The organism is Marivita sp. (assembly GCF_051859345.1).
Lineage (GTDB): Bacteria > Pseudomonadota > Alphaproteobacteria > Rhodobacterales > Rhodobacteraceae > Marivita.
Window position 1 is genome coordinate 52,336 of sequence record NZ_JBHYFV010000015.1, and the last position, 23,191, is coordinate 75,526.

Sequence of the window (23,191 nt, forward strand, 5' to 3'; positions counted from 1 at the left end):
TCAGCCCTCCAATCCCAGCATTTTGCGATTTGCCACATCGTCGGCACCGCCATCTGCAAAGTCGTCGAACGCGCGTTCCGTCACTCGAATGATGTGATCGCGGACAAATTGCGCACCTTCGCGCGCGCCGTCCTCGGGGTGCTTGAGCGCGCATTCCCATTCGACGACTGCCCAGCCGTCGAATCCCATCGTGGTGAGTTTGGAAAACACCGCGCCGAAATCAACTTGCCCGTCACCAAGGCTGCGAAAACGCCCGGCTCGGTTCACCCATGACTGGTAGCCACCGTACACGCCCTGTTTGCCGGTCGGATTGAACTCGGCGTCCTTGACGTGGAACATCCCGATCCGCTCGGCATAATCGTCGAGGTTCGCAATATAATCGAGACATTGAAGCACATAATGCGACGGGTCATACAGCATGCGCGCGCGAGAGTGCTGATTTACACGGTTGAGGAACATTTCAAAGCTGATGCCGTCATGCAGATCCTCGCCCGGATGGATCTCGTAACAGATATCAACGCCGTTTTCTTCGGCATGGTCGAGGATCGGGTGCCAGCGCGCGGCAAGCTCGTCGAACGCGGCTTCGACCAATCCTTCAGGGCGTTGCGGCCAAGGGTAGAGATAAGGCCAGGCCAGCGCGCCGGAAAACGCGCCAATAGCCGTGAGGCCAAGGTTTTTCGAAGCATCCAGTGCGAGTTTCATCTGCTTGACTGCCCAGACCTGCCGCGCCTTGGGGTCGCCATGTACAGACGCGTCGGCGAACCCGTCAAAGGCAATGTCATAGGCGGGATGGACTGCGACAAGCTGGCCCTGAAGATGCGCGGACAGCTCTGTCACGGTGATGCCGTTCTCGGCTGCGCGACCCTTGAACGTGTCGCAATAATCGCGCGAGGTCGCTGCGGTCTCAAGATCGAACAGGCGCTTGTCCCAGCTTGGAACCTGCACGCCGACATATCCGCAATCGGCGGCCCAGCGGGTGATCGTGCTCCAATCGTCAAAAGGGGCATCGTCTGACGCGAATTGCGCCAGGAACAGGGCTGGGCCCTTCATGGTCTTCATAGATCCTCCCAACGGTTCCGTCCTCCCTGGAACCATATGAAATCGATTACATCTGATTCACCACGCGATTGCAATGAAAAATGTAATCGATTAAGCGGCAGGGTGTGCGCAGGAGACGACATGACGGCAAGGGTAAGGATCAAGGACGTGGCGACACTCGCCGGCGTATCCACAGCCACCGTGAGCCGGGCGCTGTCTTCGCCCAAGACTGTCGAGCCAGCGACACGCGAACGGGTCATGGAGGCTGTAAAGTCGACTGGCTACCGTATCAACGCAGCTGCCAGGGATCTGCGCCAGCGCCGCGCCCGGTCGATCCTCATTCTCGCTCCGAACATTTCCAATACCTTCTTCAGCCGCATCTTTGCGGCGATCCAGGAAGAAGCGAGCGCGGTTGGACTTACCGTCCAGATTTCGGACAGCCGCATCGGTCGCGACCGCCTGTTGTCCCTTGGCTATGACGGTCGCGCGGACGGTATAGTTCTTCTTGACGGCGGTCTTGATCCGGAAGTCGTGAATGGCTGGAAATTGCCCCTGATCCAACTCAGCGAATGGAACGATGCTTATGATGCGCCCCTCCTTGGCATCGACAATCGTGCGGCTGCCGGTCTTGCCGTCGAACACCTCGCGGGTCTCGGACACCACACGATCCTGCATGTGAGCGGTCCAGAAGACAACGTTCTTGCCGTCACGCGGCAGCAAGGGTTTCTGGACGCGGTGTCCAGCCACGGGATTGCGCCGGTCGTTTTTTCGGGAGACTTCACGCTGGAAGCTGGCGCAGAAGCTGCGCGGCGCTGGTCTCATCTATCCGACCGACCGACCGGCGTCTTCTGCGCGTCGGACGAATGCGCGCTGGGCTTCATCTCGGAATGTGTTCACCTGGGGTTCAACGTACCCGGCGACGTATCGGTGATTGGCTTTGACGACATCGACTTCGCCGACCGTTTCCTGCCATCGCTCACGACAATCCATCAACCGCGAAAAGAGATGGGCCGCGCTGCGGCTAAACGGATCATCGAGATGATCCAAGGTGTGCACGGCAAAGAACATACCCGTTCAATAGAACCGCCCGGTCCAATCGAAGCATTGCTTGTCAGCCGCGCGTCCACTGGTCCTGCACCCCGCTAACGCGGTCCTGCTGGGCCTGCCGCCACACAGTCCCGGATCAGCCCGATCAGGCCGGATTTTCGCCTGCCCGTTGTGCATGTCGGCCTGAACCACGCTCGACATCCGAAATCACAAACCGCCGACGTCAGCGATACTCCCTTGGTGGGAACCGAAATGCCGACATCCGTAGGGAATTTAACGGATGTCGGCGTGCCTTTTGTGTTGCCTTCAGGTGCGACCTCACCAGGAATTGTAACCCAGATACTTGCCGGACATCTCGATCTTGACGCGGTCGCCCTTTTCATGCGGCACGCGGGTGAGTTGCATGTCGAAGTCGATGGCCGACATGATACCGGTGCCGAACTTTTCCTCGATCAGCGCCTTGATGGTCGGGCCATAGACGCCGACGATCTCATAAAGACGATAGATGCAGGGATCGGTCGGAACCGATTGTTCCCAGACCTTGGTGGGCGGCTCTTCCAGCACGCTGGCCGCTTCCTGCAGCAGGCCCATGACCGACACCAGCGCTTCGGCCTTGTCCTTGGGGAAGGCGTTCATGCCCATGCAGGCGGAATGGGTCCAGACCGGAGACATGTCGATTTTCTCGGCGATGCCCTCCCACGTCATACCCGCCTGTTTCTTGGCGGACAGGATCATCATCGTCACGTCTTCCTTGGTCATCATGACTGGCACCTCGTAGCTGTCTTTCATTGGGGTTCCTCCTTGGTCGTATTGCAAAGCTTGAGTGTCAAAGCCCGAGGTCAGTCAGGCCTTCGGGTTCCTGATGTGTCACATGACTGCCCCCGAGGTTCAGTCGTTCACCGCCCGCAAGGCCAGCGGGGCGCCGGGGTCTTCCTCGGCCATCTCGGTCTTGTCGATGCGGACGGTTTCGGGGCGCTGGTCGGCGTCGCTGCTTTGCCTGCCCGCCAGTTCCTTTGATCGCTGTCCAAGGAACTGCACCAGATGGTTGCGGATCGCATAGTAGTTCGGATGCTCGACGATCTCGGTCCGTGTGCGCGGACGGGGAATGGTGATGTCGACGGATTCCGCCACGCGGGCAAAAGGCCCGTTGGTCATCAGTAGGATACGGTCCGCGAGCAGGATCGCCTCGTCGATGTCGTGGGTGATCATGAATACGGTCTGTTCCGTGCCGGCCCAGATTTTCAACAGCTCTTCCTGAATGGTCCCCCGCGTCAGGGCATCCAAGGCCCCGAATGGTTCATCCAGAAGCAGTAGCTTGGGATGATTGGCAAACGCCCGCGCAATCGAAACCCGCTGACGCATCCCGCCGGACAGCTGACTGGGTTTGCGATGGACCACATCACCTTCCAGACCAACCTTGGCCAGAAAATCGCGTGCGTGCTCTTCGACCTTGTCGCGGGTCCAATCCGGATACCGCGCCTTGATGCCGAAGGTGACGTTCTTCAGCGCCGACAACCACGGCAAGAGCGAGTAGTTCTGGAACACGACACCCCGGTCAAGCGACGGTCCCGACACTTCGAACCCGTCCATCTTGACCACACCAGACGTGGGCTCGGCCAGTCCGGCGAGGATATTCATGATCGTAGACTTGCCACATCCGGAATGGCCAAGGATGCAGACAAACTCACCCTTTTCGATCCCGAAACTGGCGTTTTCGAATACGGTCAGCAGACCCCCCCGACCATCCGGGTATTGCTGGGTCATCTGCTCAATGCTGAGAAAGGGTTTGGCCATGGTAAACTCCTTATTCTGCGTAGGTCACAGCGCGTTGCAAGACGCCGAAGGCGGAATCCAGCAACATGCCGACGACGCCGATCATGAGGATCGAAAAGATGACAGAGGTAAGATCGAGGTTGTTCCACTCGTTCCAGACGTAATAGCCGATCCCGGTTCCCCCGACGAGCATCTCCGCCGCGACAATCACCAGCCAGGCGATCCCGATCGAGATCCGCATGCCCGTCACAATTGTCGGCGCAGCCGCCGGAAGGATCACCGTAAATGCGGTCTTGAGTGGCCCCAATTCATGGGTCCGTGCGACATTCACCCAATCTTCACGCACCCCGGCCACACCAAAGGCAGTGTTGAGCAGCATCGGCCAGATCGAACATATGAAGATGACAAAGATGGCTGACGCTTCGGAATCCTGAATGATGAACAGCGCCAGCGGCATCCACGCCAACGGCGAGATGGGTCTGAGCACCTGAATGAAAGGATTGAACGCCTTGTAGGCGGTCTGGCTCATCCCGATCAGAAATCCAAGTGGGATCGCCAACAGCGCGGCCAGAAAATACCCCGTCAACACGCGATAGATCGAATAGCCGATCTGGATACCGATGCCCTTGTCGTTGGGCCCCGCATCGTAGAACGGGTTCGACAACTCTTCCCATGCCTTGACGAAGACCTGACTGGGCGGTGGCACACCTGCTTTTGGCGCGCCGCCTCCGGTCAGGCGTTCATACTCTGTCAGTTCGCCCGCAGCCTGTTGCGCCGGAATGGAGACCTCCCAGATAAGGAGGCCAACCACCAGCATGACAATCGACAGGATCGCGGCGCGCTTGTTGACCGAAAGAGTGTCCAGCATGGATCAGCCTTTTCCGATCGGGAAGCTGGACACATAAGCTTCGGGTTCCGCCGGATCGAACGTCTTACCCATGATCGTGTGTGACTTGTAGGTGATATCCGGCGCATCATAGCCCAGATCGTTCATGACCTTCTTGGCATCCGCAGCAAGGTAGACCTGCTCGGCCACTGCGCGGTAGTCTATGTTACCCTCGATATAACCCCAGCGCTTCATCTGGGTCAGGATCCAGACGCCCATCGAATGCCACGGGAACGGGTCGAAATCGATCCGGTCGGGCACATTCTGGACGTTGCCCAAACCATCTGCAAAGGTGCCGGTGAGAACTTGCTCGATCACGGGAACCGGCTGGTTGAGGTAGTTCGTCGGTGCAATTGCTGCAGAGATTTCCTTACGGTTGTCGGGGTTTGACGCGTATTGCGTCGCGTCGATGATCGACTTGAGCAGCGCGCCATAGGTGTTGGGCAGCTCGGTTGCAAAGGACAGCGGCGCGGCGAAGGCGCAGCACGGGTGACCTTCCCAGATTTCCTTGGTCAGCAGGTGGATAAAGCCGATGCCTTCCCAGACGGCACGCTGGTTGAACGGGTCGGGCGACAGGTAACCGTCAAGGTTGCCGGCACGTAGGTTCGCAACCATCTCGGGAGGCGGCACCACGCGGATCTGGATGTCCACATCCGGGTCGAGGCCGAATTCGGCCACGTAGTAGCGCAACAGGAAGTTGTGCATCGAGTATTCGAACGGCACGCCAAAGGTGAACCCTTTCCACTGGGTCGGATCGCGTTTGTCGAGATGTTCGTTGGACAGGACGATGGCCTGGCCGTTGATGTTCTCAACGGCGGGCATGATGTACGGTTCCGCCACCGATCCAGCCCCCAGCGTCATCGCCAGCGGCATGGGCGTCAGCATGTGGCTGGCATCGTATTCACCCGACAGCGACTTGTCGCGCGCCACGGCCCAGCCTGCGGTCTTGATGACCTGCGCGTTCAGCCCATAGCGTTCGTAAAAACCAAGCGGCTGCGCCATGATGATCGGCGTGGCGCAAGTGATTGGAACAAAGCCGATGTTGAGATCGGTCTTTTCCGGCGTGCCGAGGTTGTCGAGAATGGCCGCCTTGGCCTGATCCATCGGAAACACCGACGCCAGCGCAGCAGCCACCGTAGTGCCGCCCATCATCCCCATGAAGGACCGCCGGCCAATGTCGCTTTGACCAAAGACAGACCGCACGATGGCGCTTTCGACAGCGCGCTCCATCATCTGCTCGGAGGACATCTGCGTAGGATCCGTGTGTGCGGCGTCATGCGTGTGGGCATGGCCCGACGCGCAGCTGTCGCAACCACAATCAGCGCCGTGGCGCAGATCGGTTTTTGCTGAAAACGGATTTCCAAGGCTCTTGATCGTCATAACGTTTCCCTTTTGCATATTCGCAATCGACTTCACCGGCAGCCTGACAGCGTTGGAGAGCAGCGAGAAGAATGTGCCTAAAATTTATGCTTGTGATAAAATTTAAAGAAAACAAATGTTTAAATCCCGTTCTGCAATCCATAATTTATGAAAAATCGTAATTTACGAAATATCGTTACCCTGCGCCGCAACGCAGCGATAGGGTTCAGGGATGACACTTGATCTTCTCAGGCCTGATTCCCTATTGCAGGCGCTCCCGCAGCCGGTGCTCGTGCTCGACACGACTCGTGATCGCGTGGTCGATTGGAATCCGCACGCCGCTGTCCTGCTGACAGGTCGGGCTGAGGCGCGGCCCGGTCGGTTCTCGGACTATCTGCAAGCGGCTCTGCCCCAATTTGTCGTCTTCATCGAAGAAATCGACCATCGAGGAGAAGGCTGGACGCGGGATGTCGCTCTGACCTCCGAGGATGGCCGCGCCCTGCGCTGCGAGATACTGGCACGGCCTGTTCAGGGGAATCCGGGCTGGGTCACTCTTGTCCTGACGGATCTTCGGGCGCTCGACAGGCGGGCCGAACAGGCTGCGGCTGCAGAAACGTTTCGGGCGGGTTTGATAGAATGGAAACGCACCGAAAGTTTCTTCGCAGAGTTGGAACGGCAGAACCAGTTGATCCTGAATGCGGCGGGCGAAGGCATCTACGGCGTCAACGCAGAGGGCAAGACGACATTCGTGAACCGTGCCGCGCAGGAAATGCTTGGTTGGACCAGCGAGGATTTGCTGGGCCATGACATTCATTCGATGATCCACCACCACCACCTGAACGGCGAGGCCTACCCGTCGCAGCAATGCCCGATCTATCGCTCTTTCCGCTTTGAGCAGGTCAACAGGATCGAGGATGAGGTATTCTGGCGCAAGGACGGCAAGCCGATCCGCGTGGAATATGTGTCGACTCCGATCTACGATCAACAGGTTCTGGCCGGTGCCGTCGTCATCTTTCGCGACATCACCGAACGCAAGGAAGGCGAGCGTAAATTGCGGGATGCCCTTGCAGAGGTTGCGGCGCTTCGTGACCGGCTGGAACAGGAAAATGCCTACCTGCAAGAAGCGATCACATCCGAGCGGGCACATCACAACATCATCGGCAATTCACCAGCAATCCGGCAAATCGTGACGCGCATTGATCTGGTCGCAGGCACGGACGCGACGGTTCTCATCAGCGGAGAAACCGGGACGGGCAAATCACTTGTCGCCACCGCCATCCACAAGGCCAGCCCAAGGGCACGCCGCCCGCTCATTCACTTCAAATGCAGTTCCGTCGCGCCGGAAGAGGTGGAGGCCGAACTTTGCGGACAGGTGCGCGGCGCGCCCAACGGGGCGACACGCGACAAGCCCGGAAAGCTTGAGCTGGCCCATGGCGGAACGCTTTTCCTTGATGATGTCGAAGAGCTTCCGCTAGAAATTCAAGGCAAACTCCTGGCGTCGCTGCAAAACAGTGCTGTCACCCGGCTTGGAGATACACGGGAAAAGCCGCTCGACATTCGTGTGATTGCCTCCACCTCCCTGTCAGAGACGCAGATCCGTCGGACACAGCGCATTCGGGAGGATCTGTATCTTTTCCTCAACGTCTTTCCGATCACCTGCCAGCCCCTCCGCGACCGGCCCGAGGACATTCCATTGCTGGCGGCGCATCTTCTAAAGGCGGCGTGCCGCAGGCTGAACCGTCCTGAGCCGATCCTGACCGAACGGGTGGTGCAGCAACTTCAATCCTACGAGTGGCCCGGCAATGTGCGGGAGTTGAACAACGTGATGGAGCGTGCGGCCATCGTCTCGCAGGACAGGAAGCTCGTTCTGGAACTGGCCACGCCAGCGTCCAGTATTTCGACCAGCGGAAGCTTTCGCACAGAGGCACAGATGCAGGACATGCTGCGCAACAATCTTATCGCGGCCTTGCGCGAAACACATGGACGCATCTCGGGACCAACGGGCGCAGCGGCACTTCTTGGCGTCAAACCGACAACTCTGTATTCCCGCATCTCGGCCCTGAGTATTGGTGAGTCTGACTGGGGATGACTCTTGGGTGTCCTTCCCGATGGCATCAACAAAGCTTGGCCGCCGAACATTATTGTCCTTCGACTGAAATTTTTTTGTGCCGGTTTCGACTGGAAGGACTGTTCAGGGTCTGAGAATGAGATGAAGTTCAGTCTGTTACGACGATGCCGAAGAAGGAAAGATATTTGTCGATTGCTGTTGCGATTGCTTCCTTTGGATCCGACGGCGCGGGCATCCGATAAATGTGCTGACGGATTCCAATATACACAATCCCACCATGCAGGTTCCAGATATCCTCCATGGTCGGGGTCCGGTCATTTGTCGTCAGAACCAAGGTTTCGTCCAGCAAAGGGCGCAAGATGACGGTGCCAAGGTGCTCCAGATACCGTCGGTTCAGCATCGCTCCATCAAGGCCCGAGAACATGAATATGCGCATCCACTCTTCCTGGAAGATCAAGGCGCTGTACTCTGTGTAAAAGTCCAGAAGCCGGTGTCGCAGAGGGTGGGATCTATCTGTCAGCCGTTCCGGCCAGTCAGGGGAAAGACGGTCAAGGTAAACCTTGTCATAGACCGCTTCGATGAGGTCGTCTTTGGTGGCGAAGTAATTGAAAAGCAGGGATTGTGTGACGCCGAGCCGTTTGGCGAGAACACGGGTTTTCCCCTCAAGCCCAACCTCGGCGAAAAACCGGACTGCTTCATCAACGATCTGTTTGCGCCGTTCCTTCGGAGGCAAGCGCCGACGCGCAATTGAATCGCCAGTGTCGTCACTTTGCGCTGTCGCCGATCCGTCCATGTGCCGTCCCCGATTCGGTGCCTCGTTCAAAATAGTACTTGCATCGACTCGCTATTTATAGATCATTCGATCAACAAAACTGAGCAACTGCTCAATAAGAAACCGCCGATCCAAACACGAGAAGCGGGACGCAAGGGGGGAGACATGAAAGCATCTGCGGGCGGTTATGCCCGGGCGACGGACTTGGGTCATGCTCTGGCATTGCTGGCTGCGTCCGATGGTCAGGGACGCGTTGTGGCGGGCGGACAAAGCCTGATCGCTGCGATGAACATGCGTTTGTCGACAGACGATCTGCTGGTCGACATTTCACGTTTGTCGGAATTGCAGGGTGTGCAGGACACGGGCGACATGCTTCAGATCGGTGCGCTGACACGCCATGTTCAAGTCGGGCAGAATCCCTTGATTCAGGCGCACGCACCCCTTCTGTCCGAGGCTGTTGGATATATCGCCCATGCCGCGATCCGGAACCGTGGAACAATCGGAGGTGCCTGTGCCCATGCCGACCCAGCAGCCGAGTTCCCCGCCTGTATGCTTGCGCTGGATGCAGTGATGTACGTCGCGGGTCCGGGTGGCGAACGGGCTATTCCTGCACAGGATTTCTTTCAGGACACTTTTGAGACCGCAATCGCCGAAGGCGAAATTCTGACCACGATATCCATACAAAAAGCGCAAGCCGGAGAGGTCCAGCTTCTTGAAGAGGTTGCGCGACGGTCCGGTGATTACGCTCTTGCAGGCCTGTGCCTTGTACGACGCCAGGACGGTCACCGCGTTTCGATGTTTTCGGTCGCTCCAAAGCCGATCCTTGCCACAGGCGCCATGGCGGCGCTGGATGCCGGTGATCTGGAGGGGGCGGTGGCGGCACTTGGTAAAGAACTTGATCCACCGTCCGACACACAAGCCAGCGCCGCATATCGCAGACATCTTGCGGGTGTTCTGCTGCGCCGTGCCGTGGCACGCATAGGGGAGGTAAAATAATGTCCGAGGTTTTTCGCAACAAGATCGACATCGACCTGAAAGTAAACGGCGAACCCGTCGAGGCGCGCGTTCCTGCGGGGCAACATCTGATTGACTTCCTGCGGCTGGAACTGGGCCTGACCGGCGCACATGCCAGTTGCGAACACGGGGTTTGCGGCGCCTGTACCGTACGGGTCGACGGTCAAACCGTACGAGGCTGTCTGATGCTGGCCGCACAGGCCGACGGAGCCGAGGTCTGGACCATCGAAGGACTGTCCGACACCGCTGCGATCACCGATCTGCAAGAGGCCTTTGTGGCGCGCAACGCGATGCAATGCGGGTTCTGCACGCCGGGCATGCTGGTGGCAGCCGAAGATCTACTGTCGCAGAACGCGGAACCGACCCGCGCGGAAATCCGCGAACACCTGTCCGGCAATTACTGCCGCTGCACCGGCTATGAGGCGATTGTCGATGCGGTTGAAACCGTGGCGCGTGCCCGTGCCGGAAAGGGGGCGGCATGACCATCGCATTCGGCAATCCCGACCGGCCCAATTCCTATATCGGCAAGACCGTGCCGCGCCCCAATGCGGCCAAGCTGGTGCAGGGTCGGGGGCGCTATGTGGATGACATCCAACTGCCGCGCATGGTGCATGTGGCCTATGTGCGATCACCCTTTGCCCATGCCAAGATCACCCGAATTGATGCCGAGGAAGCCAAGGGTGTCAAAGGTGTGTTGCGGGTCTTTACCGGGGCCGATCTGGCCGAGGTTTGTACGCCCTGGGTGGCCGTTCTGGCGCATCTCAAAGGGTTGAAATCGCCGCCCGAGCATCCTCTGGCCATCGACCGCGCCTGCTGGGTGGGCGAGCCGGTCGTGGCCGTGGTCGCCACAACACGTGCCGCCGCCGAGGATGGCGCGGCGTTGGTCGAGGTGGACTACGATCCGTTGCCAGTGGTGACGGATACGATGACCGCGCTTGACCCGGACACGCCGGTCATTCACCCCGATCTCGGTGACAATCTTGCCTTTCGCCGTCTTCACGAAGAGGGCGATGTGGACGGGGCCATCGCGGGTGCACACAAGGTGATCGAGACCAGTTTCCGCACGTCGCGTCATACCGGGGTGACGCTGGAACCGCGCTCGATCCTTGTCGACTGGAACCCGGCGGAAGGCCAGATGACCGCCTATCACGCGACGCAGGCTCCGCACATGATGCAGACGGTTTTCGCCGAGCATCTCGACATTCCCGAGAGCCGTGTTCGGGTGATCTGCGGCGATGTCGGCGGGTCGTTTGGCATCAAGGTGCATGTCTACCCCGATGAGGTGGCGACAGCGGCGATTGCCAAGATCATGGGCCGCCCGGTCAAGTTCATTGCGGACCGGCTGGAGAGTTTCACCACGGACATTCACGCCCGCGATCACGAGATCACGGCGAAGATTGCGGTGGATGCTGAGGGCAAGATCCTTGCCATCGACGTCGATGATTGGACCGGGATCGGGCCCTATTCTGTCTATCCGCGCACTTCGGCCATCGAGGGCAATCAGGTGGTCAACCTGTGCGGTGGACCCTATGATTTCGCCAATTACCGCGCGCAGACCACGGTGGTGTTCCAGAACAAGACGCCGACCTGCCAGTACCGCGCGGTCGGCCATCCGATTGCGGTGGCGATCACCGAAGGGCTGGTCGACATGGCGGCGGCGGCGATCGGCATGGACCCGGTGGAAATTCGTCGGCGCAATATGTTTGCGGATAATGCCTACCCGGTGACATCACCTGCCAAGATGCGGTTCGAGGGCCTGTCGCATCATGCGTCGATGGACAAGCTGATGGAGATGATGGACTACGACGCGCTGCGCGTCGATCAGGCAGCGGCGCGCAAAGAGGGCAAGCATCGCGGCATCGGCATTGCGAGTTTCATCGAACTGACCAACCCGTCACCCTTCATGTACGGCATCGGTGGCGCACGGATTTCGGCGCAGGATGGCTGTACCGTGCGGATGGACCCGGATGGATCGGTTGTGGCCTTGTCTGGTGTGACCGAACAGGGGCAAGGCACCGAAGCAATGCTCAGTCAGGTGGTCGCTGAAGGCGTGGGCGTCAGCCCGACACAGGTTCGGGTGGTCACCGGCGACACGCAGGTCACGCCGTATGGCGGCGGCACATGGGCGTCGCGCGGGGCGGGCATCGGTGGCGAGGCGGCACTTCAGGCGGCGCGGGCGCTGCGCGGCTCGATCCTCGAAGTGGCGGCTGCGATGTTGCAGGCCGAGGCCGGCGCGTTGGATATCCGGGACGGTCAGGTTGTGGATGCCGATACGGGCGAACAGCGGATGCCTTTGGAGGAACTGGGCCGCATTGTCTATTTCCGCGGGGATACCCTGCCCAAGGGTTTGCCGCGCGAACTGGTGCAGACCCGGCATTTTATCACCATGGACTACCCGTTTGCGTTTACCAATGGCGTTCAGGCGTCCTACCTTGAGGTCGATACCGACACCGGGGTTGTGACCCTTCTCAAGCATTGGTGCGTCGAAGATTGCGGGCGTGTCATCAACCCGCAACTGGTGGACGAACAGATCCGCGGTGGCATCGTGCAGGGTCTAGGCGGCGCGCTTTACGAGGAAATCCATTACGACGAGGATGGCCAGCTTCTCAACGGGTCGATGGCCGACTACCTCGTGCCGATGGCGGGCGAAATGCCCGACATGGTGATCGGCCATGTCGAAACCCCCACCAAGGAAAGCGAGCTTGGCGCAAAAGGTGCGGGCGAAGCTGGCACGGCTGGCGCACCTGCTGCCGTGATGAATGCGATCAACGACGCCTTGCGCCCTCTGGGGGGGCAGGTGACGGAAATGCCCTTTACCCCCGAACGCATCCTGCGCGCGCTGGGCAAACTTCAGGACTGAACCAATCAGGGCGTTCGGAAAGAGCGCCCGCTTCATGGGAGGAAAAACATGAAACTAGCAGCCATTACAACGGCCGGAGCGGTGCTTGTCAGCGGCGCGGCCTTTGCCCAGGAAACTTTGACGGTCAATATCGGCTCGTCGCACCCGGAGGCCAATATCTGGGTCTACGCGATGAAGAACACCTTTCAACCCGAGGTGAACCGCATCCTTGCCGAGAACGGCAACGCGTATCAGGTAGACTGGGTCGAGAACTATGCCGGAACGCTCTACAAGTTCACCGACACCCGCGAGGCGGTGATGGACGGGATTGTGGACATCGGCATGGTCGGAACGGTCTGGGAAGGCGCGAACATGCCGCTTCAGAACGTGACCTATTTCACGCCCTTCGCCACCGAAGACCATCGCATGATCATCGAGATCTTCGACGATCTGTCGGAAAACCTGCCCGAGTTGAAGAACAGCTGGTCCGAGAACGGGATGGTGCACCTGTCGTCGCTGATCACCGACAGTTATGACATCTACGCGACCTTCCCGGTCAACTCGATGGCGGACCTGCAAAACCGCAAGCTGAACGCGCCGGGCACATCGGCCAACTGGCTGCGCGAAACCGGGGCGACGCCGGTGGATGGCGCGCTGACCACCTATTACACCAATATCCAGACCGGTGTGACCGAAGGCACCCTGTCCTTTGCGTCCGGCATCCTTCCGACACGGGTGTACGAAGTGGCCCCCGAACTGACCCGCGTCGGCATCGGGTCGATGTATTTCGGCGGCATCGCAGCGAACGAGTCATTCTTTGGCGGCTTGCCCGAGGCGGTTCAGACGGCGATGCGCGAAGCGGCGCAGGCCACCTCAATTGCACATGGTGATTACGTTGGTGATCTGGCGGCGCGCGCCATGGACGAGATGCAGGCGGCGGGGCTGACGGTCCACCAACTGCCGGAAGAGGAAAAGGCCAAGTGGGTCAACGGCCTGCCCAACATCATCGAGCCGTGGCTGGAACAGACCGGTGAGGCGGGCAAAACCGTTCTCAAGGCCTATTTCGCCGCGCTGCGGGAACGCGGCGCGACGCCGACCCGGAACTGGGACGAAGGTCTTTAAGATCGCGTGACAGACCGACCCCCGCCCGGCAGACTGTTCGGGCGGGGGTCTCTTTTTGACAGCAGGATGGCATGATGAGCGACGACACCACAGCCGAAGCGGATGACAGGTTTGTCCCGGCCTTTGCGCAAGCCCCTTACGGAGCGGTGCTTGGCACGGTTGCTGCGGCACTGTCGGCAGTGGGAACAGCGGCCATAGGGGCGCTGATGCTGCTGATCGTGGCCGATGTGATCGGGCGCAACTTTCTGGACATGCCGATCACCGGCGTGTCCGAAATCGCCGCGCGGTCTGTTGTGGCCATCGTCTTTCTGCAAGTCCCGGCGGCCATCTTGCAGAAACGCCTGACACGGGCGGATTTTCTGGTGCGCCGGATCGAGGCGTCGTCGCCCAAGGCGGTTGCGCTGATCGAAACCGTGTTCTGCATCGTCGGCGCGATAGTCTTTGCGCTGATCCTCTGGGCGTCATGGTCGAAATTCACCGGAAGCTGGGGATCGTCCGAATTCTTTGGTGTGCAAGGTGTCTGGACCATTCCGACATGGCCGTTCCGGGGGATCACCGTCCTTGGCGCCACTGTCGCGGTTCTTGCGGCGCTTTACCGTGCGTTCGAGGAGATCCGCAGCATGAGGGGCGCGCAGGCATGACGACGCTGACCATCGGGTTCATCCTTATCGCGGTTCTGGTGCTGCTGGTGCTTCTGGGGATGCAGATCGCCTATGCGCTGTTTGGCGTGGCCTTTGTCGGGATCTGGGTGATCCGCAACAATGTCGATCTGGCATTCCGGATGCTGGAACTGACGGCCTATTCCGGTATTGCCGACTACCTTTTCGCCACCATTCCGCTGTTTGTGCTGATGGGACTGCTGGTCAGCGTGTCCAATGTGGGCCGCGATACGTTTGAGGTGGCCGAGGAACTGTTGCGCCGCATGATCTGCGGGCTGGGAGTGGCGACTGTCGCAGCCAACACGATCTTTGCGGCTGTGACCGGCGTGTCCATCGCGTCGGCAGCAGTGTTCACCCGCGTGGCGGTGCCGGAAATGACGCGCCACGGCTATCGCCCGGCCTTTTCGGCTGGGACAGTGGCCGGGTCGTCCGTTCTGGGGATGCTGATTCCGCCCAGCCTTCTGCTCATCATCTACGGCGTGCTGGCCGAGGTCTCTATCGGCGGCATGTTCATCGCTGGGATTGTGCCGGGGCTGATGCTGGCGGGTGGCTTTGTGGCGATGCTGATTGGCGTGACCATGCTGTTTCCGCGCTTCGTTCTCAGCGACCCGGACAAGGTACGCGATCGGCGGCTTGACCGGACATTCACGCCGATGCCGCTAAAAACGCTGATCCTCAAGCTGGTGCCGATCATCCTTCTGGTCATTCTTGTTTTGGGCGGGCTGTACACCGGCTTTTTCACCCCGACCGAGGCAGGTGGTATCGGCGCTTTCGGCGCGCTGATCGTCGCCCTGTCGCGGCGCAGTCTGGACCGCCACAAGCTCTGGCAGGTGATGAAGCAGACCGGCGTTATTTCGGTGTCGATCCTGCTGTTGCTGATTGCGGCCTCGTTCTATTCGCGGATGCTTGCCATTGCGGGGCTGCCGAATGCGATTGCCGGTCTGGTGACGGAGTCCGGCTTTGGCCCGCTTGGGTTCCTGTTTCTTTATGCAGTGCTGATCCTGCTGATGGGGATGATCCTGGACAGTACGTCGATCCTTTTGATCATGGTGCCGATCGCCGCGCCGATTGCGCAGAGCCTTGGGCTGGATCTGATGCATTTCGGCATTGTCACGGTGATTGCGGTCGAGATCGGGCTGTTGACGCCGCCATTCGGGATCTCGGTTTTTACGGTGCATAACACGCTGAACGATCCGAATGTGTCGGTGGAACAGATCTTCGCCGCGACGCTGCCCTTCATCGGGGTGATGCTGCTGGTACTGGTGATCGTGGCGCTGGTTCCCGCGACAGCGACATTGTTCTTATGACGGAACGGAACACCTGACCTTGGGGGATGGCGACTCATTTGCCACCAAGCTCTGCCACTAGGCTGAGAACGGACTTTCAAAGGGTATTCGGGTCAGATGGAGTGCGCGGTCGGACGTCTCTGTGTCCACCATAGGCAAGATGATCGCTCAGACCATCTAAGGCATTCTCCAATAGGTGCCGTTTGGACGCAGCCATCAAACATGGTTCGGACTATTGTTTGTGAAAGGTTTGATGGGTTTCATTGCATTGCTTGTGCCGATGGTCTGGCACACTTGTCTTGCAATGATCGACGCCGCCCGTCATCCGCGCGGTCGCCTGCCAATGGGAATCCTGATGACGATTAGCTTACTGTCGTTTGGCAAAACCTGGAGATTGAAGCCTACATGCTGTGGCCCGCTCTGGTCCTCTTGGGTGTCCACTTGCGGGAAGTAGCGGACGACGACGGGGTCTGAGAGTCCTTTAGCCACTTTCCAGCGTGGCATGATCTGATGCTACTGCCGTCTCGCGTTTGAAAATTCAGCTTCTGCACCTTGGAACGATCATCAAGAGGTCGGCTCACAAAATCACGACGCTTCGCGTTTCTAGCGACTTGGCCGCGGCGTCGGCCAATCTTTGGGCTTTGACTCCGTCTTCTATGCCGGGATTGGGCGTCGTCCCCTTTTTCAGCGCGGTGACAAAGCTTTCCATTTCCGCCAGATACGCGGTCTCGTACCGTTCAAGGAAGAAATGCTTGTTCGGCGCTGTCGCAAAGCCAGAGGCATCGGCTTTGGTGACAAGGTTCTCCAAATGGTTCGCGGCTTGCAGCATGCCCTTTGATCCATGCACCTCGATCCGCTGGTCATACCCATAAGTCGCACGGCGCGAGTTGTTGATCTGGCAGATCTTTCCGGACGCGGTTTTCATCGTGACCGATGCGGTGTCGATATCACCGGCCGCCCCGATCGCCGGATCGACAAGGCAGGATCCGGTGGCGTGCAATTCGACGATGTCTTCGCCCAAGAGGAATCGCGCCATATCGAAATCGTGGATCATCATATCCCGGAACAACCCGCCGGACTGTTTGATGTAAGCAACAGGGGGCGGAGACGGGTCGCGCGAGGTGATGATAACGATCTCGGGATCGCCAATGACACCTGCCTCGATCTGGGCCTGCACAAGAGCGAATTGCGGATCGAAACGTCGATTGAAAGCAGTCAGGAAAGGAACACCTTTCGCTTGAACCCGCGCCATACATTCGCCTGCGCGTTCTGAGGAAAGGTCAATCGGCTTCTCGCAGAAAATGGCTTTTCCCGCATCGGCCAGCGCATGAATTTGATCGTAGTGAAGGGTCGTCGGCGTGGCGACGATTACAGCGTCGATATCTGACGCCGTAACGATCTCTTCAGCGGCTTGTATCTTGGCTCCATATTGCCGTGCGAGGGCACTTGCAGCCTCTGGCAGTGCATCCGCAACAGTGACCAACTTGGCCTGCGGCAGACGGGACAGGCTTTTGGCGTGGACCTGACCGATCCGACCGCAGCCGAGAATTCCAAAGTTTGTCATGGGTGTTCCTTATGCTGGGCCAAGCGCACGAAGGGCCCGCCGGGCCGCCTCGCACAAAGGGCCTTCGATGGCTGAAAGGATCTGAACTCGGTCAAACCGGTCCGGATCGGATTGGAGAACGTCCCGCAAGCTAGCGCCGAACGCCATGCGCAGTTCTGTGCCAATGTTGAATTTGCAGATGCGAGACCCACGCGCCAACGCGCTGCGCTGTGCGACCGGCACCCCTGATCCGCCATGTATCACCAACGGGATGTCAGTTACCGCCTCGATTGCGCGGATGCGGGCTTCGTCCAGTCCGCCCTCGTGGTTCTGTTGCAGATGGACATTGCCAACCGAAATGGCCATGGCGTCGACCCCGCTTTCGCGGGCAAACCGCGCGGCGTCGTCCGGGTTCGTCCCTGTTGAGCCTTCACCCTGACTGTACCCGACAAAGCCGATCTCACCTTCGCACGAAATTCCCGCGGTATGGGCCATTTGTGCGATGCGGGCGGTTTCGTCGATATTCTGCGACAGCGGCTTGCGTGACCCGTCAAACATCAAGGAGGTAAAGCCGCTGTCCAGCGCTTCCTTGCACTCTTCAAATGTGTAGCCGTGATCCAGATGGGCAACGACAGGCACCGACACGGAGTCAGCAAGGCTTTGGAACATCTTGCCAAGCACCGGCAGGGGCGTGTGCTTGCGGCAGGACGGACCAGCCTGAAGAATAACCGGCAGACCCTCGGCTTCGGCGGCATGTGCATAGGCGCGCATGTCTTCCCAGCCAAGACAAACGAGACCCCCGACAGCATACCCCCCGTGCATCGCCGGTTGCAGAACATCAGCAAGTGTCGCGAGCGTCATTTGAACTTTGCCACCATGTCCATGATGCCCGGAATGGTGCGTAATTGTTCGGCGTGTGTCGGTTGGAAATACTGCTTCAGACTGCGTTGGCTGAGCCCACCCAGAATGGTGAAATAGTACATCTCGTAACCCGGCAGAACACAGCAGGGGTGATATCCCTTGTCGATCAGCATCGTGGACCCATCGACAATATGATAGGCGTCACCGGGCTTGTTGTCTTCGCGCTGCAACATTTGCAGGCCAGACCCGTAATTCGGGCGGAACCGGAAATTATAGGTTTCGTCATGGCGGGTTTCGTCCGGCAGGCGATCCGTGTCATGTTTGTGCGACGGGAATCCGGACCACCCGCCTTGCCCTACCGTGTATAACTCTGACACCAGAAGTCGCCCTACGCGATCATGCTGTTTCTGGCCAAGAATGTGCTTGATCTTGCGATGAGTCTTGGTGTCGTCAGAGCCGTATTGCACGAGGTCGATCTCATCGGCGCGCACCGAGAAGGGTTCCAGAACCTGATCGAACTTGGCCCCGGCCACGAAGACCTCGGCAGTGTTCGACAAACAGGTGATCTTTGCCTCCGACCCGGTCGGTACATAGACTCCCTCGGGCTCTCCGTCCCAGACGTCCACACCACGGCCCCCCAGCGATGTTGCCTCGAACCCGCCGACATGGACATCTATCAGGCCAGTGGCCGGAACGATGCAGGTTTCAAACCCCGGCACGGCGTAGCCAAAGCTTTCACCCTTCTCCAGCTTGACGATGTTGAAATAATTTAACGGAACATGGGCGTCGCCCACATCCACAATCGGTTTGTTGGCGTTGTCATAAGGAGGGATATGCATGGCGTGTCCTTTCAGACGTCGGTCGGCCCGGCGTGCAATTTCAGAAATGCGTCCAGGTCGGACGCAGTCGGCATGGCCGGGGCGCAACCGGGTCTGGACACCACGATCGACGCACAGGCAGAGCCGCGCAGAACGGCCTCTTTCATCGGGAGGCTCTCGGAAAGTGAGGCCAGGAAACCGGCCATAAAGCTGTCACCCGCGCCGGTTGGTTTCACAGCTTCGACAGGAAAGATGCCGGTGCGGAACTCGGCACCATCTGCGAATGTCACAGCGCCTTCAGGGCCCATTTTATAGACGACGATTCTGGCCGTTTCATCGGCAAGACCACGGGCCTTTTCGAGACCTTTGGAGATATCGCCAGCCATGAAGCCGAATTCTTCGTCATTGCCGACGATCACGTCGGACATGGCACCGGCGCGCGACAGAACTTCTTGCGCCACTTGGGGTGAGGGCCAGCTGTAGGGACGGTAATCCACATCAAAGATGATCGGCAAACCAGCCGCGCGTGCCAGGTCGAACGCCCGAAACGTCGCGCCGCGCGATGGCTCTGCTGCGAAAACGGTGCCTGCCGTGATCAGAGCACCGTATTGGCGGTAATCCACGGCCTCGACATCGGCAACGCTCATCCGAAAATCTGCTGCGTTGTTTCGGTAGATCACGCTTTGATGTTCGTCGACGCGGGTCTCGTAGATTGCCAGCGAGGTGCGTTCTTCGCCGCGGACGCGTCTTACATGAGAGCGATCTACACCGTACAAATCCAGTTGGTTTTCGCAGTACCACCCGACCGCATCATCCGACACACAGGTCACAAGCGCGGCACGGCATCCGAACTTGACCAGACCCGCCGCGATGTTTGCGCTGCTCCCGCCCATCGCGACCATCATCTCGGTCGCGTTTTGCGTTCGGGTGTTGACCGGAGTCGGCGACAGATCCATCCCAACCCTGCCAATGATCAGAAAGTTACGTTTGGCGATCCCGTCCAGCACCGTCATACGCCTTTCCGCTGCTTGGCGCGCTCTGCTTCGATTTCCAGATGTTTAGCGCGAACCGTGTCATGTTCTGACACATGCGGCGTCCCGACCTCCCACCAGGTATGGCCCTCGGTGGTCCAGCCCTCATAGGCATCCACATTCATGACGATCACGCTTGTCTTGTCCGACACCTTTGCGTCCTGAAACGCCTTTGCCAATTGTTCCGGCGTGTCCACGCGCACAGCGTTCGCCCCCATCGAGGCAGCATGGCTGACGAAATCCACAGCAAAGGGTGCGGGGATTGTCGGGGCATCCTGAATCAGATTGTTGAAGCTTTCGTTGCCGGTGTTGTTCTGCAATTTGTTGATGACGGCAAAGCCACCGTTATCCAGTACAAGAACGATCAGCTTTTTCTGTGTCAGGACCGAGGAATAGATGTCCGAATTCAATAACAGATAGGACCCGTCACCACAGAACACGATGGTGTCCTTGTCGGGCTCGACCTCTGACTGTGCAATCCGCGCACCCCAGCCCCCGGCGATTTCGTAACCCATGCAGGAAAATCCGAATTCCACGTCAACCGTGCCAATATCAAGCGTGCGCCAGTTGGCCGTCACTTCGGCAGGAAGCCCACCTGCTGCTGCAACCACCCGATCACGCGGATCACACAGCGCATTCACCACGCCGATCGCCTGCGCATAGCTGTTCGGACGGTTGCCGGGTTTGACGTTCTCGGCAACGTAGGCATTCCAGTTGCGGCGCTCGCCTAGAGCGAACTGAAGCCAGCTCTGAGGTGCCTTGTACCCGTCCATCATGAACGCCAAGGCGACCAGTCCCAGTTTCGCATCGCCGACCACGGGCAATGCCATGTGTTTTCCCGCATCATGGCGCGACACGTTTAGCGAGATGAATCGCGCGTCTTTGGCGAACGCAGTCCACGACCCGGTGGTAAAGTCCTGAAGGCGCGACCCGACGGACAGGATCACATCTGCCGCTTCCGCCACTGCGTTCCCGCTGTCCGACCCGGTGACACCGACGGGCCCGATATTGAGCGGGTGGTCATTGAGAAGGTTCGCCCGGCCCGCAATGGTTTCGATGACGGGAATATCGTGCGCTTCGGCAAACGCAGTGAGTTCGGCGACGGCGCCGGCATACTGCACTCCTCCACCCGCGATGATCACCGGGCGTTCGGCCTCTTTGAGCACCTCGACAGCGCGCGCAAGTTCGCCTGCGTCAGGGGGTTGGCGTCGGATATGATGCAACTGCTCTTCAAAGAACGAGACCGGATAATCGTAGGTCCAGCCCTGCACGTCCTGCGGCAAGCCAAGAAACGCTGGCCCGCAATCTGCCGGATCAAGCATCGTGGCAAGCGCGGCAGGCAGCGTCTGGATCACCTGTGCAGGATGCGTGATGCGGTCCCAGTAGCGGGTCACCGCCCTGAAAGCATCGTTCAGCCCAAGTGCCGGATTGTTGAAGTGCTCAAGTTGCTGAAGCACCGGATCGGGCAGGCGGGTCAGGTAAGTGTCCCCGCACAGCATGAGCATCGGCAGACGGTTGGCATGCGCAAGCGCCGAAGCCGTGAGAAGATTGGCCGTTCCAGGGCCCGCAGAAGCGGTGCAGAACATGAATTTTCGGCGCAGATGATACTTGGCATACGCGGCCGCGGCGAATCCCATGCTTTGCTCGTTCTGGCCCCGATAAAGCGGCAAGGTGTCCCGGTGATCATACAGCGCCTCTCCCAGACAGGTGACATTGCCATGACCAAAAATACCGAAACCGCCGCCACAAAGACGGTGGCGATTTCCCCCAATTTCAATGAATTGCGCATTGAGATACCGAATGATGGCTTGGGCCGTCGTCAAACGGATTGTGTCATCGCTCATCGCGTATCCCCCCTCAGGATCTGTATTCCCCCGGCCAGGCCGCGTATCCATGCTTGACCCGACTTCGGATTTAAGGATACCCGTGTTGCAACCGGTTGCAATGGGTTTTTCGAGGGGGAGCGAGATGACCGATATCGGCATCGGAATTATCGGCGGAGGCTACATGGGCAAAGCGCATGCGGTGGCCCATGCCGCCGTCGGTGCGGTTTTTGGCACGACATTGCGCCCTCGGCTGGAAATGGTTGCGGCCTCGTCACCCCAATCGGCAGAGCGGTATCGCAAGGCGTTTGGATTTGCCCGCGCTGCGTCAGACTGGCAGACTCTGGTCCAAGATCCACACATCGAGGCGATCGTGATTGCCTCGCCTCCCGAAACCCATCTCGAGATCACCCGCGCCGCTGCTGCGCTGGGAAAACCCGTGTTCTGCGAAAAGCCCCTTGGTGCCTCGATTGACGACGCCGAAGCCATGGTCGCGATTGCCAAAGATACAGGTATCGTGAACATGATCGGGTTCAATTACATCCGCACGCCCGCGTCCCAATTTGCGCGCCGCTTGATTGCCGATGGGGCGATTGGCGATGTCACATGGTTCCGGGGCGAACATACCGAAGACTTCTACGCCGATCCAGACACGCCAGCGTCCTGGCGCTCGTCAGGCGAATCCAACGGAACGATGGGCGACCTTGCGCCTCATATGGTCAATGCGGCCCTGGCGCTGATCGGACCAATCGGCGCGGTGATGGCGGATATTGAAACGGTTCACACGTCGCGCGGCGGTGTTGCCGTGACAAATGACGATCAGGCCCAGTTCATGTGCCGGTTCGCCAATGGCGCTATGGGGCATCTCTATTTCAGCCGCGTCGCGACGGGTCGAAAAATGGGCTATATCTACGAGGTTACCGGAACCAAGGGGGCCATCCGATTCAATCAGGAAGATCAGAACGCCCTGTGGCTTTACAAGGCAGATGGCCCTGAAGCCGAACGCGGGTTTCGTCAGATCCTGACAGGACCCGCGCATCCCGATTACCTGCCATTCTGTCAGGGGCCGGGGCACGGGACCGGGTATCAGGATCAGATCATCATCGAGGCCAGGGATTTTCTCGAGGCGATTGCCACCGGCAAATCGCGCTGGCCCAGCTTCCGGGACGGGCTTGAGGTGTCTCGGGTTCTCAATGCTGCGCGTCGGTCAAAGGCGGATGGCGGCTGGACATGTATCGACAACGCATGAAGG

20 protein-coding genes and 1 pseudogene are annotated in these 23,191 nt (G+C 59.1%); 10 read left to right on the top strand and 11 right to left on the bottom strand.

Annotation, left to right across the window (positions count from 1 at the left end; translation table 11 throughout):
* Positions 1-1,059: a sugar phosphate isomerase/epimerase family protein gene (locus tag ACTIEN_RS11680; protein ID WP_439523316.1), complete on the bottom strand. Its 1,059-nt coding sequence runs from the start codon at positions 1,057-1,059 to the stop codon at positions 1-3.
* Between the two features lie 120 nt (positions 1,060-1,179).
* On the opposite strand from ACTIEN_RS11680, the gene ACTIEN_RS11685 reads away from it, so the two are divergent.
* Positions 1,180-2,184 (top strand): LacI family DNA-binding transcriptional regulator, encoded by a 1,005-nt coding sequence (locus tag ACTIEN_RS11685; RefSeq protein ID WP_439523317.1) that lies wholly within the window; start codon positions 1,180-1,182, stop codon positions 2,182-2,184.
* 219 nt (positions 2,185-2,403) lie between these two features.
* Here ACTIEN_RS11685 and cynS read toward each other — a convergent pair whose 3' ends face one another.
* The 4 genes from cynS to ACTIEN_RS11705 all read right to left on the bottom strand — a co-directional run bounded on the left by cynS (position 2,404) and on the right by ACTIEN_RS11705 (position 6,124).
* Complete coding sequence (cynS, locus tag ACTIEN_RS11690) at positions 2,404-2,874, bottom strand: cyanase (protein WP_439523318.1); 471 nt, start codon at positions 2,872-2,874, stop codon at positions 2,404-2,406.
* Between the two features lie 99 nt (positions 2,875-2,973).
* A complete protein-coding gene (locus ACTIEN_RS11695; protein ID WP_439523319.1) occupies positions 2,974-3,879 on the bottom strand; it encodes an ABC transporter ATP-binding protein in 906 nt (301 codons plus the stop codon).
* Positions 3,880-3,889: 10 nt separating this feature from the next.
* The gene (ntrB, locus tag ACTIEN_RS11700; protein ID WP_439523320.1) at positions 3,890-4,726 is read right to left on the bottom strand and encodes a nitrate ABC transporter permease; all 837 of its coding nucleotides are present in this window, start codon (positions 4,724-4,726) and stop codon (positions 3,890-3,892) included.
* Between the two features lie 3 nt (positions 4,727-4,729).
* Entirely contained in the window at positions 4,730-6,124 is a 1,395-nt protein-coding gene (locus ACTIEN_RS11705) for a CmpA/NrtA family ABC transporter substrate-binding protein (protein ID WP_439523321.1), read from the bottom strand.
* Positions 6,125-6,335: 211 nt separating this feature from the next.
* On the opposite strand from ACTIEN_RS11705, the gene ACTIEN_RS11710 reads away from it, so the two are divergent.
* A complete protein-coding gene (locus tag ACTIEN_RS11710) occupies positions 6,336-8,192 on the top strand; it encodes a sigma 54-interacting transcriptional regulator (RefSeq protein WP_439523322.1) in 1,857 nt (618 codons plus the stop codon).
* A gap of 127 nt (positions 8,193-8,319) precedes the next feature.
* Here the strand turns inward: ACTIEN_RS11710 and ACTIEN_RS11715 are convergent, their stop codons facing one another.
* Positions 8,320-8,964 carry a TetR/AcrR family transcriptional regulator gene (locus ACTIEN_RS11715; protein WP_439523323.1) on the bottom strand — a complete coding sequence of 215 codons (645 nt, stop codon included), beginning with the start codon at positions 8,962-8,964 and terminating at the stop codon, positions 8,320-8,322.
* A gap of 144 nt (positions 8,965-9,108) precedes the next feature.
* Between ACTIEN_RS11715 and ACTIEN_RS11720 the strand changes: the two genes are divergently transcribed.
* The 7 genes and pseudogenes from ACTIEN_RS11720 to ACTIEN_RS11750 form a co-directional block, all read left to right on the top strand.
* Positions 9,109-9,939, top strand: coding sequence for an FAD binding domain-containing protein (locus tag ACTIEN_RS11720; protein ID WP_439523324.1), 831 nt, complete (start codon positions 9,109-9,111; stop codon positions 9,937-9,939).
* Positions 9,939-10,439 (top strand): (2Fe-2S)-binding protein, encoded by a 501-nt coding sequence (locus ACTIEN_RS11725; protein WP_439523325.1) that lies wholly within the window; start codon positions 9,939-9,941, stop codon positions 10,437-10,439. The genes ACTIEN_RS11720 and ACTIEN_RS11725 overlap by 1 nt, the downstream gene beginning before the upstream one ends.
* Positions 10,436-12,817, top strand: coding sequence for a xanthine dehydrogenase family protein molybdopterin-binding subunit (locus ACTIEN_RS11730; RefSeq protein WP_439523326.1), 2,382 nt, complete (start codon positions 10,436-10,438; stop codon positions 12,815-12,817). The genes ACTIEN_RS11725 and ACTIEN_RS11730 overlap by 4 nt, the downstream gene beginning before the upstream one ends.
* 48 nt (positions 12,818-12,865) lie before the next feature.
* Positions 12,866-13,918 carry a C4-dicarboxylate TRAP transporter substrate-binding protein gene (locus ACTIEN_RS11735; RefSeq protein WP_439523327.1) on the top strand — a complete coding sequence of 351 codons (1,053 nt, stop codon included), beginning with the start codon at positions 12,866-12,868 and terminating at the stop codon, positions 13,916-13,918.
* 74 nt (positions 13,919-13,992) lie between these two features.
* Entirely contained in the window at positions 13,993-14,559 is a 567-nt protein-coding gene (locus ACTIEN_RS11740) for a TRAP transporter small permease subunit (protein WP_439523328.1), read from the top strand.
* Positions 14,556-15,884 (top strand): TRAP transporter large permease, encoded by a 1,329-nt coding sequence (locus tag ACTIEN_RS11745; RefSeq protein ID WP_439523329.1) that lies wholly within the window; start codon positions 14,556-14,558, stop codon positions 15,882-15,884. Before ACTIEN_RS11740 ends, ACTIEN_RS11745 begins: the two co-directional genes overlap by 4 nt.
* Before the next feature lie 175 nt (positions 15,885-16,059).
* Positions 16,060-16,337 (top strand): annotated as a pseudogene (locus ACTIEN_RS11750) (O-antigen ligase domain-containing protein); the annotation flags it as partial.
* A gap of 103 nt (positions 16,338-16,440) precedes the next feature.
* On the opposite strand, the gene iolG reads toward ACTIEN_RS11750, so the two are convergent.
* Genes iolG through iolD form a run of 5 tightly spaced genes read right to left on the bottom strand, consistent with a single transcriptional unit; the run spans position 16,441 to position 21,960 of the window.
* Entirely contained in the window at positions 16,441-17,427 is a 987-nt protein-coding gene (gene iolG, locus ACTIEN_RS11755; RefSeq protein WP_439523330.1) for an inositol 2-dehydrogenase, read from the bottom strand.
* A gap of 9 nt (positions 17,428-17,436) precedes the next feature.
* Positions 17,437-18,267, bottom strand: a complete 831-nt coding sequence (locus ACTIEN_RS11760; protein WP_439523331.1) for a class II fructose-bisphosphate aldolase — start codon at positions 18,265-18,267, stop codon at positions 17,437-17,439.
* Entirely contained in the window at positions 18,264-19,106 is an 843-nt protein-coding gene (locus ACTIEN_RS11765) for a 5-deoxy-glucuronate isomerase (RefSeq protein WP_439523332.1), read from the bottom strand. Before ACTIEN_RS11765 ends, ACTIEN_RS11760 begins: the two co-directional genes overlap by 4 nt.
* An 11-nt stretch (positions 19,107-19,117) precedes the next feature.
* A complete protein-coding gene (gene iolC, locus ACTIEN_RS11770; protein WP_439523333.1) occupies positions 19,118-20,098 on the bottom strand; it encodes a 5-dehydro-2-deoxygluconokinase in 981 nt (326 codons plus the stop codon).
* Positions 20,095-21,960 carry a 3D-(3,5/4)-trihydroxycyclohexane-1,2-dione acylhydrolase (decyclizing) gene (iolD, locus tag ACTIEN_RS11775; RefSeq protein ID WP_439523334.1) on the bottom strand — a complete coding sequence of 622 codons (1,866 nt, stop codon included), beginning with the start codon at positions 21,958-21,960 and terminating at the stop codon, positions 20,095-20,097. Before iolD ends, iolC begins: the two co-directional genes overlap by 4 nt.
* A 124-nt stretch (positions 21,961-22,084) precedes the next feature.
* Between iolD and ACTIEN_RS11780 the strand changes: the two genes are divergently transcribed.
* Entirely contained in the window at positions 22,085-23,188 is a 1,104-nt protein-coding gene (locus tag ACTIEN_RS11780) for a Gfo/Idh/MocA family protein (protein WP_439523335.1), read from the top strand.
* Positions 23,189-23,191: the final 3 nt, after the last annotated feature.

Bases quoted from the DNA above. Each gene is read 5' to 3' on its own strand.
- ACTIEN_RS11680 (WP_439523316.1), bottom strand. From the start codon at position 1,059: ATGAAGACCATGAAGGGCCCAGCCCTGTTCCTGGCGCAATTCGCGTCA.
- ACTIEN_RS11685 (WP_439523317.1), top strand. From the start codon at position 1,180: ATGACGGCAAGGGTAAGGATCAAGGACGTGGCGACACTCGCCGGCGTA.
- cynS (WP_439523318.1), bottom strand. From the start codon at position 2,874: ATGAAAGACAGCTACGAGGTGCCAGTCATGATGACCAAGGAAGACGTG.
- ACTIEN_RS11695 (WP_439523319.1), bottom strand. From the start codon at position 3,879: ATGGCCAAACCCTTTCTCAGCATTGAGCAGATGACCCAGCAATACCCG.
- ntrB (WP_439523320.1), bottom strand. From the start codon at position 4,726: ATGCTGGACACTCTTTCGGTCAACAAGCGCGCCGCGATCCTGTCGATT.
- ACTIEN_RS11705 (WP_439523321.1), bottom strand. From the start codon at position 6,124: ATGACGATCAAGAGCCTTGGAAATCCGTTTTCAGCAAAAACCGATCTG.
- ACTIEN_RS11710 (WP_439523322.1), top strand. From the start codon at position 6,336: ATGACACTTGATCTTCTCAGGCCTGATTCCCTATTGCAGGCGCTCCCG.
- ACTIEN_RS11715 (WP_439523323.1), bottom strand. From the start codon at position 8,964: ATGGACGGATCGGCGACAGCGCAAAGTGACGACACTGGCGATTCAATT.
- ACTIEN_RS11720 (WP_439523324.1), top strand. From the start codon at position 9,109: ATGAAAGCATCTGCGGGCGGTTATGCCCGGGCGACGGACTTGGGTCAT.
- ACTIEN_RS11725 (WP_439523325.1), top strand. From the start codon at position 9,939: ATGTCCGAGGTTTTTCGCAACAAGATCGACATCGACCTGAAAGTAAAC.
- ACTIEN_RS11730 (WP_439523326.1), top strand. From the start codon at position 10,436: ATGACCATCGCATTCGGCAATCCCGACCGGCCCAATTCCTATATCGGC.
- ACTIEN_RS11735 (WP_439523327.1), top strand. From the start codon at position 12,866: ATGAAACTAGCAGCCATTACAACGGCCGGAGCGGTGCTTGTCAGCGGC.
- ACTIEN_RS11740 (WP_439523328.1), top strand. From the start codon at position 13,993: ATGAGCGACGACACCACAGCCGAAGCGGATGACAGGTTTGTCCCGGCC.
- ACTIEN_RS11745 (WP_439523329.1), top strand. From the start codon at position 14,556: ATGACGACGCTGACCATCGGGTTCATCCTTATCGCGGTTCTGGTGCTG.
- iolG (WP_439523330.1), bottom strand. From the start codon at position 17,427: ATGACAAACTTTGGAATTCTCGGCTGCGGTCGGATCGGTCAGGTCCAC.
- ACTIEN_RS11760 (WP_439523331.1), bottom strand. From the start codon at position 18,267: ATGACGCTCGCGACACTTGCTGATGTTCTGCAACCGGCGATGCACGGG.
- ACTIEN_RS11765 (WP_439523332.1), bottom strand. From the start codon at position 19,106: ATGCATATCCCTCCTTATGACAACGCCAACAAACCGATTGTGGATGTG.
- iolC (WP_439523333.1), bottom strand. From the start codon at position 20,098: ATGACGGTGCTGGACGGGATCGCCAAACGTAACTTTCTGATCATTGGC.
- iolD (WP_439523334.1), bottom strand. From the start codon at position 21,960: ATGAGCGATGACACAATCCGTTTGACGACGGCCCAAGCCATCATTCGG.
- ACTIEN_RS11780 (WP_439523335.1), top strand. From the start codon at position 22,085: ATGACCGATATCGGCATCGGAATTATCGGCGGAGGCTACATGGGCAAA.